General features: G+C 58.0%; 16 protein-coding genes and 1 tRNA gene (1 of these 17 cut by a window edge). 2 read left to right on the top strand and 15 right to left on the bottom strand.

The window, feature by feature from the left end; all coding sequences use genetic code 11:
- Positions 1 to 360: 360 nt before the first annotated feature.
- The 4 genes from K1X11_RS17065 to K1X11_RS17050 all read right to left on the bottom strand — a co-directional run bounded on the left by K1X11_RS17065 (position 361) and on the right by K1X11_RS17050 (position 5,754).
- Positions 361 to 1,080, bottom strand: coding sequence for a hypothetical protein (locus K1X11_RS17065; protein ID WP_221033243.1), 720 nt, complete (start codon positions 1,078 to 1,080; stop codon positions 361 to 363).
- Positions 1,077 to 4,268, bottom strand: a complete 3,192-nt coding sequence (locus K1X11_RS17060) for an N-6 DNA methylase (protein WP_221033244.1) — start codon at positions 4,266 to 4,268, stop codon at positions 1,077 to 1,079. Before K1X11_RS17060 ends, K1X11_RS17065 begins: the two co-directional genes overlap by 4 nt.
- Before the next feature lie 2 nt (positions 4,269 to 4,270).
- Positions 4,271 to 4,903 (bottom strand): transcriptional repressor LexA, encoded by a 633-nt coding sequence (lexA, locus tag K1X11_RS17055; protein ID WP_221033245.1) that lies wholly within the window; start codon positions 4,901 to 4,903, stop codon positions 4,271 to 4,273.
- 596 nt (positions 4,904 to 5,499) lie between these two features.
- Positions 5,500 to 5,754 (bottom strand): helix-turn-helix domain-containing protein, encoded by a 255-nt coding sequence (locus K1X11_RS17050; protein ID WP_221033246.1) that lies wholly within the window; start codon positions 5,752 to 5,754, stop codon positions 5,500 to 5,502.
- A 126-nt stretch (positions 5,755 to 5,880) separates the two neighbouring features.
- Between K1X11_RS17050 and K1X11_RS17045 the strand changes: the two genes are divergently transcribed.
- Both K1X11_RS17045 and K1X11_RS17040 read left to right on the top strand, forming a co-directional pair.
- Positions 5,881 to 6,546, top strand: coding sequence for a hypothetical protein (locus K1X11_RS17045; RefSeq protein WP_221033247.1), 666 nt, complete (start codon positions 5,881 to 5,883; stop codon positions 6,544 to 6,546).
- Complete coding sequence (locus K1X11_RS17040) at positions 6,543 to 7,208, top strand: hypothetical protein (protein ID WP_221033248.1); 666 nt, start codon at positions 6,543 to 6,545, stop codon at positions 7,206 to 7,208. Before K1X11_RS17045 ends, K1X11_RS17040 begins: the two co-directional genes overlap by 4 nt.
- Before the next feature lie 202 nt (positions 7,209 to 7,410).
- Here K1X11_RS17040 and K1X11_RS17035 read toward each other — a convergent pair whose 3' ends face one another.
- The 11 genes from K1X11_RS17035 to K1X11_RS16985 form a co-directional block, all read right to left on the bottom strand.
- Positions 7,411 to 8,004, bottom strand: a complete 594-nt coding sequence (locus tag K1X11_RS17035) for a hypothetical protein (protein ID WP_221033249.1) — start codon at positions 8,002 to 8,004, stop codon at positions 7,411 to 7,413.
- A gap of 115 nt (positions 8,005 to 8,119) precedes the next feature.
- A complete protein-coding gene (locus K1X11_RS17030) occupies positions 8,120 to 8,851 on the bottom strand; it encodes a hypothetical protein (protein WP_221033250.1) in 732 nt (243 codons plus the stop codon).
- Positions 8,852 to 8,893: 42 nt separating this feature from the next.
- The gene (locus K1X11_RS17025) at positions 8,894 to 9,094 is read right to left on the bottom strand and encodes a helix-turn-helix domain-containing protein (protein WP_221033251.1); all 201 of its coding nucleotides are present in this window, start codon (positions 9,092 to 9,094) and stop codon (positions 8,894 to 8,896) included.
- An 89-nt stretch (positions 9,095 to 9,183) separates the two neighbouring features.
- Positions 9,184 to 10,305: a tyrosine-type recombinase/integrase gene (locus tag K1X11_RS17020; protein ID WP_221033252.1), complete on the bottom strand. Its 1,122-nt coding sequence runs from the start codon at positions 10,303 to 10,305 to the stop codon at positions 9,184 to 9,186.
- Positions 10,306 to 10,371: 66 nt separating this feature from the next.
- Positions 10,372 to 10,455, bottom strand: a tRNA-Leu gene (locus tag K1X11_RS17015).
- Between the two features lie 75 nt (positions 10,456 to 10,530).
- Entirely contained in the window at positions 10,531 to 11,439 is a 909-nt protein-coding gene (gene asd / locus K1X11_RS17010; RefSeq protein WP_221033253.1) for an archaetidylserine decarboxylase, read from the bottom strand.
- Positions 11,440 to 11,472: 33 nt separating this feature from the next.
- Complete coding sequence (locus tag K1X11_RS17005) at positions 11,473 to 13,197, bottom strand: sigma-54-dependent transcriptional regulator (protein ID WP_221033254.1); 1,725 nt, start codon at positions 13,195 to 13,197, stop codon at positions 11,473 to 11,475.
- 30 nt (positions 13,198 to 13,227) lie between these two features.
- Positions 13,228 to 13,740: a DUF4388 domain-containing protein gene (locus K1X11_RS17000; RefSeq protein ID WP_221033255.1), complete on the bottom strand. Its 513-nt coding sequence runs from the start codon at positions 13,738 to 13,740 to the stop codon at positions 13,228 to 13,230.
- Between the two features lie 212 nt (positions 13,741 to 13,952).
- Positions 13,953 to 14,369, bottom strand: a complete 417-nt coding sequence (locus tag K1X11_RS16995; protein WP_221033256.1) for an energy transducer TonB — start codon at positions 14,367 to 14,369, stop codon at positions 13,953 to 13,955.
- Between the two features lie 359 nt (positions 14,370 to 14,728).
- Positions 14,729 to 14,923, bottom strand: coding sequence for a SlyX family protein (locus K1X11_RS16990; protein WP_221033257.1), 195 nt, complete (start codon positions 14,921 to 14,923; stop codon positions 14,729 to 14,731).
- Positions 14,924 to 14,938: 15 nt separating this feature from the next.
- Positions 14,939 to 15,150, bottom strand: the final stretch of a protein-coding gene (locus K1X11_RS16985; RefSeq protein ID WP_225919746.1) for a response regulator. It continues 424 nt past the right edge of the window; only the last 212 of its 636 coding nucleotides appear in the window; its start codon lies off the right edge, out of view; the stop codon is at positions 14,939 to 14,941.

Raw genomic sequence — 15,150 nt, 5'->3', positions numbered from 1 at the left:
ACGCAATCCCACGCTCAAAGTTGCTGGTTTTGAGCATCCGCTCCTTCGCCTCGACAGGACCTGAGGACTCCGTTTCTGCGACGAAACATCCTCGCTATTCCAGCAGCTGGTGGCGGCGCTTCTCCGACAATCAAGCCGCCATATTCGCCGTCTCTTCACCGGCAGGCGAGCCGGCCCCCACCAGTGCCTTGGGCCAGCACATCCACATTCACAAACGTCCATCTCATGTCACTCAGGAAGCGGTTGTGGAACGCGCACTTCACCGCACCGCATAATCAGTCAATCGTGATCAAACTGTCACTGTCAGGGCGAGCAAACGGGGCCCCGTTCGTGCAACGCCACTCGTTTTAAGACCTCCTATCAACCACACTCGTGCCACGAGTGGTAGAGTTCGATGGGAGTGGCTGGCTTGCCGCGAGGCCATGAAAACAGACGCTGATGGGTGGTCAGGTGAAGGCCTTGGCATTCCTTGCTGTTTGATTCGATCACGCAGGTCAGAGCTGTCGGCTCGCCGAGACCAACGTGGGTCTTGGGAAGTGCCAAAGCATCCGCAAGATCTCGGTCTATTTGAAAACCGTCTCGCACGTAGGCGATCATCATTCCTTGTTCCATCGCCGAGGCATAAGCTCCGCAAACGAAGCGTTCGATTCCCGAAGTCTTCTTCCCGACGGCGCAGTAATGATCGCGTAGAGGATGCGCCCGGCCGACAGGTTTGCACTCGGCGAACAGCGCGTCCTGGACGCGATTGTGTGTCTCGCGCAGTTCTCTGTTCAGCTTGAAGATGAGGTCTGGCTTTCGGCGGATACTGGATTCGTCGTGATTGGCTGTTGCGCTCTCCCTCGTTACACTACGGATGAAACTGACATCCAGTTCGCCGCCATCATCTCGAATCCGATGATTCTCAAACATCTCTTCGATTTGCTTTGAGATGCCGTCCTCATCAGCGGAAGAAAGATCGAACCCGTCGGCCCGGATCATTTCAAACGCCCTCACCAGCGCCAAGTGGATGGCATAGATCCACCTCTCCTTGAGGCGGGGATGCGGCACTTGGTAGGCACGGGTGAAGAAACCGGCGGTCATCTCCGGGCAGGCAGGGGGAAGCACAGCTCCAGATGCTCTTCGGCGATGTGCAGGGCGCAAAGTCGTGCCCGACTCTGTGTCCAGAACCGGCGTTTATTTAAAAGACCGAGAATAAGGCCACCTTCGGGCAACGGCATGACAACGCGGCTCGCAGCACTGGAGCTCGCTTCAGCAACAAGGCTGGCGATGAGCTTGGGTGATGGTTCCCATGCGTCGCCGTCCACGAGCAAAGTCACAAAGGCCCACGGCTGCCGCCAGTCTCCCTCCAACCGTGGAATCAGCGATGCCTTCACTTTCTGCCTCACAGATTTAAAGAACGGTTGAATCGCCCGCTCTAAGGTGCGGACAAAAGCATTGGCCTCTTCTTCCGGCACTGAACGCATGGCTGGCTGACGAACCACAGCATAGGGGCCGTTGAAAGTTACGGTGTCGGATACGATTTGTTGCTCCGCTTTCGTGAGGCCAAAGAGGTCGCCAACAAACGCATCCAACGCCTTCCAATCTCTTTCGCCATGTGAATCCAGTAAGTCTGCAAGCCTGAGAGCCTCTGCCCGCTGCTCATTACTCAGTTTTTCAATCTCAGGAAACGGGAAGGCGTCGATGTCTGACTTGTCCAGGATGCGCTTACGGGCACCCACTTGAGCGCTTCGCATGTAGCTAAAGTGCTGAAAAAGCCGACTGTGAGCTATAACATGCAACAGCGCACACAACAGGTCCGGATCTTTGTGCCAATAGGTCGTGTATCCAAAATAGTTCTTCGAAAATGCTATTTTGCGCCTTGGGAGACGGAAGGATTTTGCATCGTCGCGCGTCTCGCCTGGACTACGGCTGATGCAAACAAGAGGGCTTCTGAAATTGTTTTCTGACTTCGTATGTTTGGGCTCAAACTCGCCGTGGCGCTCTCGATATGTCGGATAGCGCCCGTTGCTCAAAAGGTCCGGTGTTTCACCGTCGAACACCTCCAGATCGACCAGCCAAACGGGACACGGGCGCGGCCGTTTGGTGGATTTATCCAATCTAAAAGGTCTGATGTCTAAGCCTCGGCAACTCACTGGCTCGTCATGTTGCCAAAGAGTTCCGATGGATCGTTTGTTTGCCGCTTTGCAGAGCTTCTGCATCACCTGCACATCCAAAGTGCTACCGATGGCGAGCGCCTTGCATAGCCAAGGGCTTTCGATGACCGCCTCAGAGGTGACTTGATAGGCGGACTTGTAATCGAGGCGGAACTCACCTCGGCCGGCGAGCTCATCTTCTCGCACTGGAGTGGCGAGGTGAAAAGAAGCAGAGTCCAGATCCGGTTTTTCGTTCCGACTCCAGATTAGAATCCATGGTTGGTCGTGGCAGGCCCAAACGTTCGTCTTTTCAAGGTCAGAGCCATTCAAGATGCCCGTGACATGCATTGCTTGGAACCAAGCATTTCTGGCAGCGAGCCCCGTTGGGGTTTGTTTGAGAATGAACCGAGCATCCACTGCGAAAGCCACGAACCCTCCAGGCCGCGTCCACTCGGCGGCACGCCAGAGAAAAGGAAGATCAGGCACTCCCCCAGGATTGCGGTAAGATGTGGCCACATCATCCAACCCGCGCGTTGCCAAAACACGCTTGGCGGCCTCGGTTCCCGCCCGATCCAGAGCTTCGCTTCGCTCCGGGTCATTCACGACGCTCCACGGCGGGTTACCCACTACGACATCAAACTCACCGTCGAATTCCTTGCGATCTACAGCGTCGCCCAAACTGCCAAGCACAAAACCTGTCTGGGTGCGCTCTTCAGCTGTGCGTTGATCGAACAATACAAGCCCTTGCAGGGCTTTGGTAGCGTGGTGGGCGGACGGTGGCGTGGTGATCTCGTTTAATTCAATAACGGTCACATAAAGACCCAGGGCAGCTAGCCGGAGAGCAGACTCGCTCACATCGAAGCCTCGGATTTGATTGTGCAGGATGCTTTCGATGACTTGCTTGCTCGGGCGACGAACCGAGTCTCCTAGCCGCGCCTTGTCAGCCGCCCATCGCCGGCGCACCAATTCCCGAAGAGCGAGAACCAAAAATACCCCAGCCCCGCAGGCCGGGTCGAGGATCTTGGCCTTGTGTGCCGGTGTGTCCAACCCGGCCAAAGCTTCATCCACAAGCAGTTTGGCAAGACTTCGTGGCGTGTAATGGACAGACCGGGCTTTTGATTCGAGGTCGTCCACCCGATGACTGAAGTTCTCGTATACTTGGCTCAGCACGCCGATAGGAATGTGCCGGAAGTTGAGTTCGTCCCAGTCGATGATGCCGGGCAATAGCCGGCCCTTTGTTGCCTCCCAGCCGCGCAAAATAGCCTCCAAGTGTTCAAAGACGCTGTTTGCGGAGTCGAAACCTGCCTTTTGGTAAACCTCCCCATAGGCTTTGGCGCGTTTCGCTTCAGAAACATCCAACGGCAGGGAATCTATCAATGGCAGGAGGTCTCCGTTGAAGGTGATGTCGAGCCAAGTCGACGTCTGAGCCGCTCGTTCCGGGTTTGAAAATACCCGCCTCAGCCTGAATTCCTTGGGATCACTTTTCGCCGCCGGGCAGATGTCCGTGATCAGGTCGTCCGTCACGATCTCGCGATCCACCAAAAACCGAAAGAAGAGCGCACGGCCCGTCATCGAGAGCACGGCCAGACCATCAAGGCCCTTTTTGATCACCAGTTCATCCACCGCCTTATCGAGCAGCGACTTAATCTCTTCAAACACGGGGTCAGAAGCCTTGGACTGGCCCTCAAGACCGAACGGCGAGCCGGTGGCGATCTGGTCGAATAAAAATGGCGCGCGGGGGTCGGAAGCCCGAATAGGCCGCCCGATGCCTTTCTCATTCAAGGTCCTACGGTCGAGATTCAGTGGATAAATGACCAACTCCCCCGGCCGAACAACGGCTAAAACTGCATGATCGCCACGATTCGCGAGACGCTGCTGAAGGCTGATTCGCTCCAATGCATCAGGTTCGCCTGCTTCAGCATCTAGTAGATACATTACGGGCTTTCCCTGAAATTCCGCCACAGCATCAGGGAGCCGGGAAACCTCTGCCTGCACTTGGTCCGACAGCAAGTCGAGATAAGGAACATGATCGGGCGAGTGCTTTTGGTTGTTTCGCAGCGAAACAATACCTGGGCACCCATAGGCCTTCAATGCATCGGCCAGCCGTTCATCCTTTTTGGAAAGCGTCGCCGTCATGGTCAGGTAAATCGGCGAATGGTCCCAACCAATACGCCTGCAAGGCGGAAGGATTGCTTGATCTGGTCTGAAGAAACGACGCGGTCAGCGAAGTCCGGGTTCTCGGCTTGGAGACGGAGACCTCGCTTAGTTTTAAAGACGCGTTTCAAAGTGGCTTCTTCGTCCACGATGACTGCAGCAATGTCGCCGTCCGAGAACTCTGGCCCCGCACGTAAGACCGCGATGTCGCCGTCAAATATGCCCGCGTTCATCATGCTGTCTCCCTTCACGCGAAGAGCGAAAAGACTGCTGCCATGAAACAATGCTCGCGGCAGCGGAAGGACTTCCTCGGCTTCCTCCAGAGCATAAATCGGCACGCCTGCAGCGATTCGTCCCACTAGCGGCACGGCTACGGTCTGGTCTACTCTGGTCGGTCGCAGTGGCTTGGTTACACGCAGAGAACGGGGACTCTTCGGTATGCGGTCCAGCCGACCCTTCTTCTGGAGAGCACCAAGATGCTGCTGAGCCGTTGACGTGCTAGACCAGCCGAAGTGACGCGACACTTCCTTCATCGTGGGTGGATGACCGTTTTGAGCCGTTGACTGCTCAACAAAGGCGAGAACCTTGGATTGGGTGCTGGTTAGGGACTCTGCCATAGAATCGCGGATACCGTAAAGACATACGGTATCCGATCTGGCGAGCATTTGTCCACAATCGCCTTCAAAAAATGCTCCTAGACAAAGGCACGCCACATAAAGACGCCAGACCTTGGCACCTTAGACTGACGCTCGGAGAGGGAGCCCCGCCCAAAGATATTCCTCCCACTAATCGCCGCACCTCAAAATGGAAAGCAGCGTTCGCGAGTTGGTTGCGAATGGGATAGCCGCTGGTCAGTAGAGCTGGATCGGGGAGCGCAGGCGGAACTCGTTGATCGTTCCCGCAGAATACGCCCCGCTGTCGCCTTTGATGGAAACCGCGCGGACGAGGCAGGCCAGCGACGTTGGCTGCGGTGCCGCTGGCGATCTGGTGGCTCACTGCCCCAGCCGCTACTTCTTTCCGGGTGCCGGTGCGTTCGCCGGTTTCGATCTGCGGCAATTGGGGTGCGCTGAGGGGCGGCTGCTTGCTCCCGAACACCGCGATTTACGGGTCAGGGGGGCATTCGCCGGGGGGACAAATGAGGGACATTGAAACCCAAAAGGAACCCCGTAACCACCACGCGCTGAACATCGACTGATCGAATTCGGCAGGGTTCCTAGGCCTTGTTGCGGCGCTTGCCGTCACTTTCAAATAGCTGACTGAGGTCTAGCCTCAACACGTGGGCGAGGCGCACGAAGGTATCAAGGGAGGGCTTTCGGATACCTCGCTCGACGTAACTGACCATTTGCTGGGAAAGACCGGCCTGCTCGGCAACGGCCAACATCGAGAGGTTCCTTTTAACCCGCTCTTGGCGGATGGCTTTGGCAATGCGCGTGTGGAGGTCTCGCGTGAGACGGTCGAGTTCGGTCACACGGATCTCACTATTGTGAGTATGCCTTGACCACACATCTCACAGTTGTGAGAGTCGATCAACGAATCCGAGGGAACCGGAAGCAAGTCGGCAATCCATCACTTCACTTTTTCGCACACCTGAACAATGAGCAGTAAACGCCAGCATGAGCCCAAAGCACATCAGGTGCTCGAAATCCTTTCTCCCTTTCGAAAGGAGATCCTGCGCCTTTGGGGGACCTGCGATTTGATCGAGACCCGATTGGAGCTTACCCATGCCGAGGTAGGGTTTCCCTCTCCAAGAGCGGAAGCACTTGAATCGTGCCGGAAGCTCAAGGCGGAGGCAGAAGCCGATCTGCCGGTGGTCGATGGGTTTCACCATGAGCTACTCCGTGGGATTGCCGAATGGTGCCGAGATGGCATGGCGGCGGATTCGATGGTGTTCCCCTGCGTCGAATACGACCAGTGGATTCGAAAAATGGTGCAGCTCCAATACAGCACTCGCTACATGCGGGAGCAGGTCTGGTTGGAATCGGAACTTCTTCCTTGGTCCGATTCTGAACGGGACGCGGTCAAGACGCTGTTGCTCTGGGAAACCTCGCCTCCCGAGTGGCTTCGCTTGGCCTGCAACTATCACCGACTGCCATTGGTTTCCGAACCTGTCGCCCTCAAGCGTAACGAGCCTGTCGCCGCATTCACCACGCTGGCGAAGGAGCCGCCGACGTCGGAGGTTTTCAAGCGGATCGCGACGCATGCCGAGGGTAAGCTGGGACTTTCGGACTCCGCAGCATCCTTGATTCGTCGAGCCTCATGAGCCGGAAAGGCCCACCCGACCGCATTGATTTGGAATGCGAGGAACCGCTGAAGCCGGCGCCTGAACTTGGCGCTGAGTGGGAGCGACTCTTCGGTCCCTACTATTGGCGCCATGCACCAGAATTCGGAGATCCCGAAGGCGAGGCGGTGCCGCGGTGGTCGACGCGCGAGCAAGCGGAGACAGCACTGCTATGTTTGCGGGGATCGTCGGCGCTGACTTTCCGAGATGCGATCGAAGCCGCGGAGTGTGTGCGGGTGCGTCTCGCGATGACGCTGTCCGAGAGCAAGGTCACTGTGGCGCGCCTCAAACGATTCGACCGAGCCGAGGATGATTGCAGCCGGCTCCGTGAGGTCCTCGTCTACAATTTTCGCCGGTCGCAAGTCGTCGCGCAGAACCCAGGAAATCCCGACTCGGAAAACACAGGCGAAACTGGGGGCCAACCCATCAACGACGTGGAGCTGAAGTGGCTGCAAGAAACACTGGATTTGATTCCTGCCACCCAAAGCCTGCGACGCCGGATTCTGAATCACGCCAAGCTCGTGAACTGGCATGAATCCGAAATGAAGGACCTTCGCCGTCGGCTTTCTTGGAGTTCCCGCACTCTGGAGTGGCTCAAAGAAGCCAAAGGGCTACTCGGCTCGGTGAGTGGTGATGCACGCTGAACGAGGATCGTTCAGTCCCATCCACGTATACGCCCCCAGCGCTATTCCGTCGTGGTCGACGGACTCGGTATGCGCTGAAGCTGCGTTGGCCTGGACCGGTAAAGGATCAGCATTTTGGCAACGGCGAGCACGCGAACGGGCAGTTAGTTCCGGCGAGATCCGTTTCGGATTCCCGAGAAAAATTCCTGAACCAATGGATAGGTCAGAAACGGTGTCGATAGCCGTTGCTCTGGCTCTGCTTCGGGGTGGCCAAAACGGTTTCGCCAAATGCCCATTGCGGGGTTTCTTGCAGCTTTTGCAGGAACGTCTTCTTGAGTTGGTTCAGGTCTACTTCCTTTCCGATCGTCTGCTCCAGGCTTTGCCGCAGCGCCATGTTCATGGAGAGCACCTCGCCGACCAGAAAGGCCAACAATCGATTTCGTTGATCCGGGGTCAGATGCTCTAGATCGGCCAAGCTCACGCCGCCGACACTGGCGTTGTCGCTACCCTTCCCGTCTTCGGCCTCTGACCGCCGAAGGAGCGCATCAATCAAACCCTTGGCCGTCGCGTTTTCATCCGGCCACAACGCGAAGCCGGATTTGAATCCTGTCACCAGGATCATACGCTTACCGGCGGAAACGACCATTTCCATAAGCCGCTTCTTGGTCTCCCGAAGGGTAAGGGATAGGCCAAAGGATTTTTGGAGCCTCTCTCCAGCGTCGGTGTATTCTCTGTCAACGGCCGCGATCAGCTCGATCAAATAGGAGTAGTCTGCCATCGAGGAACCAAGCTGCCGTCTGTATGCTTTGAGACTCATGGGAGAATGGCGCTACGACGTTTAAGCCCTTTCGCAACGTTTTTTTAATCAACGCTTTGTCGATAAATTATCCACAAATGTAAAAACGTCGATTCACCCTTTCTCGTTCAAGAATTTACGTCGGACGACACCGACACCCCCACCGTTCGCAAAAACTGACGATCTGTGCTCGATCCGGGTAAACTTTGAGCCCCTCCGGAAAGGAATCAGCGATTTCTTTGGCCGAATACTCCTCACATTCCTGACCCAGGAGATAGTCGAGAACCTGCCACATCCACAGGTCTTTTTCTTCGAATCCCGAGTGGCCCTCTGCTCCACTCCGACTTCGTTCAAACAGTCTGGACATTGATCGAAATCCACTCGCCCCTCCCTGCGTGCAGGCACGGAATACGGTCCGAAGGACCGGAAGCATGAGATACGCCGGCAACTCCTTTCCCTCTTTGGCAACCTTCTCCAAAGCAAAGAGAGCGAGCGCTCCATCGATCCCGATGCGCGAGTTGTAGCGCCCGCCGAAACGCATGATCGTCATCACCTCCCGCTCAGCCAGTCCGGCGAAGGAAGGTATCATGCCCACGGAGGCAGGATCGCCGGCGACTTGACGTGCGACATAGTCGGGCAACTCCAGCTCCGTCAGTGCTGATGAGTCCGCCTGGTCCACCAATCGCTTCCAAGCATCGAGCCGATCCGAATCGATCAACCACTCCAGCCAATCTTTCACGGACGGTAGCGTGTATAAAACTTTCAGAAACACGCGGATCTCGCTGGCGAGACCGCGGCAGGAACTGTCCGTGAGCAGATCCCGGAGCGCTTGAATCTCTCCGAGTCGGTTTTTGGCGGGAGGGGGCATGGGCGGAGGCAACGCCGCACGCCGCCCATGCCGCAATCGAAATCAAGCCGCCACTTGGGTCTCACGCAGGAAGCGTTCGATCTCCCAAGCAGGAAAGAGCGGCCGACGGGTTGCACGACTCGGAAGCAGTAGGCGACGACGAACCAGTCGATCGATCGAGACCACACTGATACCGAGTATCTTGGCCACTTCCTCGCGGGAGTAACCAAGCTTGGGGAGGAGGTTTTGTTCAGGATTTTTCATGACGCCGTCAGACTATCCGGATCTCGTGAGGACCGCCTCTGGTTCTTCGTGGACCACTTTCTCCCAAATCAATTGGCACAGGATTTGAGTCACCCTGCTGGCGGCGCAAAATCCACCAGCTTCGCCGCGCGGGTGCTGTGCTCCGGACGCAGGTGGCCGTAGGTTCGTAAGACGAGCGCACCGCCGTCGCTATGGCCGAGCCACTTGGATAGAACCAAGACATCCACCCCGCTTTCGATGCAGGTCGTCGCGAAAAGGTGACGTAGATCGTGATGGTCGATCTTGGGAATTCCGAGCTTCTCACAACCAACCCGAAGTGAACCGAGGACCGAGCGAACCTGAAAAATGGGATCGATCGGGCGAGGCTGGTAACGCTCTTTCATCCGCTGAATCAGGTCCAGGAACGCGGGCGTCATCGGATTAACGCGAGGAGCGCTTTCGGTTTTTTCTCCGGGGATCGTGACCATGCCGCGCTCCTCATCGACGTGTGCCCAGATCATGCGTCGCGCCTCGCCCACCCGCGCGCCGGTATAGGCCAGGCCTTCAACCATATCGCCAGGGCCCTGCCCCCAACGGGAATGCGCGGCCCGGATCTCGCCGACCAGCTTCGCGAACTGGTCGCGGTTGGGAAGCTGGAGCAGTTTGCGACGCGGCGCTACGGTTTCGAGCGCATCGGCCGGGTTGGCATACATCACGCCGGCTTCGACGCCGACATTGAACACGGCGCGCAGAAAGCGAATCGCTGCGTTGATCGTGGTCGGGCTGTCGCCCCGGCGCTTTGTCTTGGCCCGCTTGGGAGTGAAGGCCGCGCCGCCATTGCGAAAATCGTTCAGCCATCGCCGACAGTCGTCGGACTTCACGCGACGCAGCTCACGTTGCCAGAGTTCAGGCCAGGTGCGACGAAGGGTGCGCTCTGAACGCAGGCGAAAGTGTTTCGTTGCCGGCTTGAGGCTCGCGTCCGCATTCACCGCCGCACGGTAGCGCTTGAAGGCGTCCTCGAAAGTGAGCTTCGCGCCGACGTCTTCGTTGGTGCCGATGGCACCTGCCCGCATCTTCGTCTCCTCGTCCTTCAAGCGGAGCTTCGCAGTGGAGAAAACTTTTGTCTGAAGCGACTTCCAGCGGAGCTTCCCGGCCACCCGAACCCGAGCGTAGTAGACGCCGGTTTCCTCCGTTACGACGAGGTTCGGCACCTTGGTTGATCTCACCTTCATGCCCTCCAGTATAGGAGCGCAGTATAGGACCAGCCAATCTCAAACTTGAAATCTTACGTAACTCATTGGTGCTCGGGACTGGACTCGAACCAGCACGCCTTACGGCAAGGGCTTCTAAGACCCTCGTGTCTACCATTCCACCACCCGAGCAGTTGAGCAGCTTAAGATGCTCTGCGGCTCCGCCTCCTAAAGGCAAAACCAGAATTTCAGTGAATCCGCACCAGGTCAGCTCTGAGCAGCCGCCCGGCCCAACACATCGCCCATCTTGGCGTAAACCTCACGGTGCTCCCGGCTGTGCTCCACCAAGTCGTCGGCCAACGTGATCCGCCCCCGCTGGAACACCGTGATCACGCAGGAGCCACCAAACTTAAACAGCCCTTTTTCTTCGCCCTTCACGTTCGTGCGGCCTTCGACAAACAGCTGCTTGATCGTGCCGACACAGGTCGCGCCGACCTCAAACATCGCCACCTGCCCAAACTGCGGCGACTCGATAAGCGTGAGCATACGTTTGTTTTCGACGAGGTAACGCACCTGCCGGCGCAGCGCGATCGGGCTCACCGAATAGAGCCAGCCCTTGATGAGGCTCGAAAGCTCCGGGACACCTTCGACCGGGAAATGAAAGCGGTGATAGTCCACCGGGCAGAGGCGCGAAATCAGCATGCTGCCGCCCGCAAACGGCTCCGCCGCCGCCGCACTGCCAAAGAGCTCGGCCAGCGTGAACTTGGAGCCTTTGACGTAAAACCCGTCCGCCGCGTCGACATCCGGGAAGGCCAAGTGGCGGCCATCGGCCGGCAAAACCGCCACATCGTCACCGGGTGCGATCGGACGCGCCTCCGGCTTCAGGCTACGGGCGAAAAACTCATTGAAGGTTTTATACTCCCACGCCTGTTTGCCGAATTCGTCGGCATCCAGATCGTAATCGACGACGAACGGCAGGACCTTGTTGCCGCTGTAAACGCGATCCATGCGCATGCCGTAATACCACGAGAAAAACTTCCGGCGCAGCAGCATGGCCGTCGTCGCACGGCCCAGACCCGTTTCGTAGGCCCAACGCAGCCACTTTTCTCCGTAAACCTGCTCGCGCTCGATTTCGCCAGAGTAGCGGTTAAAAAAATCAATGGGTGCAGCAGCCATGGCAAATGAGGCGCAATACGTCGGGCGGTGGCATCAGCCGGATCGACCGTCGCTGTGTTTTTCCCGGTAGTCGCGCATGAGCCCCAAGAGGCGCTCCAGCCGGTCCCCGTCGTCCGGGCGATCAAAGATTTCGTGGAATGGCTCACAGTCCTCCGGTTCTGGAAACGCTTCCAGCAATCCCAAGGTGGTGCCCGGGCAAATCCGGCGAAACTGGCGACCAATCTCTCCCGGGGAAAAGACGTCGAGCGGCGGCGCGATCAAGACATGGTCGAAAGACTCCGGGGCATTGAGCAGGGTGGACACCGCCGCCAGCGCATCCGGCACCCCCAAAACAAGGCGGTCGGGACGCACGGCCATCGCGACAGCCGAGGTGCGCCAAAGATCGTCGGACGACACGATGAGGATGCGTTCGTAACTCGGCGTAATTGCTTGAAGACTCGGGCGACTGGTCGGCTCTACCAAGGCGGCCAAGAGCGCATCGTTGGGCTCTTCAAGGTGAGCTCGCAACAGGCTCTCCGGCACGCCCAACACCGCCGCCGCTCGAGCCGCGTCACTGGTGGTTCGAACCACTCGATCCACGTGCAGTTTCAGGGCTTCTTTGACGTGTTCTCCCAGCGAGGGCCAACGCGCTGCCGCGACGGATTCGGGCAACTCCGCCAACGATATCCGGGGCTGCTTCAGACGGGCTGCGATGTAGTCGGCCACTTGATGTAGCTCCGAGTAATTCCGCGGCCAAGAATAGGCCGCCAACGCCTCGCGGGCCGCGCCCTCGTAATCCGGTCGACCTGCGAGATTGTAGCTGGAACTCGCACACACCGCATCCAAGAGCACTTCCGTGATGTCCGACCCCAACTCGGAGACCGGCGGCACCCGCATTGAGAACAGCGACAGGCGAAAATACAGGCTCTCGTTCAGACTGCCTTCCGCCAGCAGTTGGTCCGGGTCGCGCCTCGTGGTGGCAACGATGCGAACATCCTGCACCCGACGCACCAAGTCCGCCAACAAGCCCTGGGCGTGCAGCGGCAGTTTCTCAATCTGCAGGAACACAAGCGTCCCGCCGGAGAAGCGCTGCAGCCACGCGTGGGCGTTTTGGGTCCACTCCGCGGTCAAATTGTCCAACTCACAGTTGGCAAAATTGATCACCTCCAGAGGTCCGGCCGCACGATGCGAATGCCGGTGCAAAAGCGCCAGCATGTCGGTGTTGAAAACTCCTTCCGCGGCCTCCACCAGCACGCGGTTGCGAACCTTGGCCAGACGCGCCAAACGAAACCGTTGATCACGCAGGCGGGGCCCCGGCAGATAGGGGCGCAACGCTTCCTCCAGACCTTCGACCGTGATCTCACGCACCGGGGCTTTCAGGGTGGCACTCGTGGTCGCAGAGTCAGCCGCCGCCGAAGCTCGATCTGCGAGCGTCTTTTCCAGCACCTTCTTGAGTTGCTCGATTCTCAAGGGCTTCGCGAGGAATTGCACGGAGCCCAAACGCAGGGCCCGCACCTGCACCTCCGGATCGCGAGAAGCCGAAAACAGGACCACGGCCACTGCCGGAAATTCCCGCCGCACAATTTCCAACAGCTCCAAGCCATCCATCGGCTCCATGAGCACATCGGAGATGATCATGTCAGGCTGGCTCTCACGCACGAGTCGGAGTGCCGACTCACCATCGCTCGCGAGAGCGGAGGTGTGCCCCATGCTTTCGGCCAACGTAAGCATGAGTTGCCCGGTGGCGCGGTCGTCTTCGACTACAAGTATATTGGCCATGGCTGATAGATTCGGCTCGGAGGCGTGAGCTCAGACTCCGCAAAACTCATCGGACAACTGGAGCAACAAAGCTGCACTATCCGAAGGTAAGGTTTGGAACGCTACCCGCATGGTCCCTGGGAGAAACTGGTAGCGCCCTCCAGAAAGACCCAGCACCTCACGTAAAGCAGGCATTCCGGGTTGAACGTCCTCAGCTTGGGCGTCGACCAACACGCCATCGACCAACGTGACTGCAGCCGTCACCCCTGAAGTGGACTCCAGCAACAGCTCCCCGGTTTTCTTCGTCAGGTGTAAAACTTTCAGAATTTCCAAGAGGACCATCGGGTTAAAAGGGCCGACCAGTCGCACCGCCTCGCGTTTGCTGGGATTCGCCCGGGCATCGGAGGCGCGCTTGCGCAATGAGTTCGCCTCGTTCGTCCACCCAAATTGATCATACTTTTCCGCCAACCGCTCCATGTCCTCCGGAATCGGACGGGCTGCTATTCGCTGCTCCAATTCACTGAGCTCCCACAGGTCGTCGAGGTTTTGAGTTGGTTCTGCCATGTCAGGTTGAGTGGAATGCCCTAGAATGGGCCGAGCGAGGAATACAAAAGGACTCCCCTCGACAAGACAAGTGCGGGAACCGCGTAGTCGCAGCACTCGCACTAATTGCATCCGCGTGAGCCCCTTGCCCAAGCGCACGCCCACACAAACCCACAAAAAAAGCGCCCACCAAAGGTGGACGCTCCGAATACAGACAGACTGGGAGAGGAGGGTTACCTATCACTCTCCAAAGCCGCTACTTGCGGCATCACAAACTCGAAGGGAACTTGGATGCGCGCCGCAATCGGTTGTCCTTCCGCCTCTGCCGGCGCGAAGGTCCACTGCTTTGTAGCTGCCACCGCTTGGACGCCGAACTCTGGGACCGTGGCACGGACCGCTTTCGCCTCCACCACACGACCGGTCGAATCCACTAGCAATTCGACCGTGGCAATCCCTTGGATCCCGCGCTCCCGCAAATAACTCGGATAAACCGGGGCGGTCTGGGAAACGACCGTCGGTGCTTTGTCCATGCCCGCGATGTGGGCAACTTTGGTGACGCCTCCCGTGGTCGCCTTGGCGTCGTCGGCTGCGGAACCGACGGTGGCAAGAGCGAGACCGAGAAGAGGGAAGAAGATTTTTTTGAGGTTCATGGTCGGCTCAGGGTTAAGTGTTACGTTGCTGTGACAGCGTAACCTTCACGTCACATTCGCCAAGCAATGTAATGTTACGTTTTCGCCCCGCATGCCTGATCCAGGCGATAAGACATGCTACTGCCAAACCGGCTGCCAAAAGAGCGGCGCCTCGCGCCCAGAAGCCCCACTCCAACACCGCGGATCACCTCCACGCCCGAGCCCCTGCGCTGGCGAACGTGTCTCGGAAAGCCGAGGAAACAGCGTGAGTGGGAAAAGGGCCTCTCCGCCAAGCGACCGGGAAGGGGGGCCCCAGAGGGCCACGCCTTCGTTGGCAATGCCGCGCCGACTTTAACCCCAGCCCCGAAAATGGACCAAACTCAATAGTGCGGTGGCCGCTCGTTGGGATCCAGCGGAACTTCACGCCCGCCAACCCGTTCCCGCATCGTCAGAAGTTCGTCCCGCAATTTTTTGACCAAGTCCCCCTGCTGAAGCATGACTTTGTCCTGCTCCAATACATGGCGCTCCAGCCATGCAATTCGTTCTTCCAGTCGAGATACCCGTGCTTCGTCCATGAGATGAAGGATCGCTTAAAGCGCTTCAGACGACGCGCTGTCTTGAGCGGCCCGCGCCGCTTCTTCCTCCCGCGCTTTGGCCGCATCGGCCTTCAATTTTTCCAACTCCGGCAACACCACCGCCTTGTAGCAATCGGGACATACCGAATGACTGAAGTCCGTGCCCGTGCGGGTATTGATGTAACTCTCAATCTGCGTCCAATAATTGGAATCCTCTCTCACCTTTT

It is taken from the genome of Actomonas aquatica (assembly GCF_019679435.2).
GTDB classification, from domain to species: domain Bacteria; phylum Verrucomicrobiota; class Verrucomicrobiia; order Opitutales; family Opitutaceae; genus Actomonas; species Actomonas aquatica.
The sequence above is the reverse complement of the archived record's forward strand: the minus strand, read 5'-3'. Positions and strand labels throughout refer to the sequence as shown.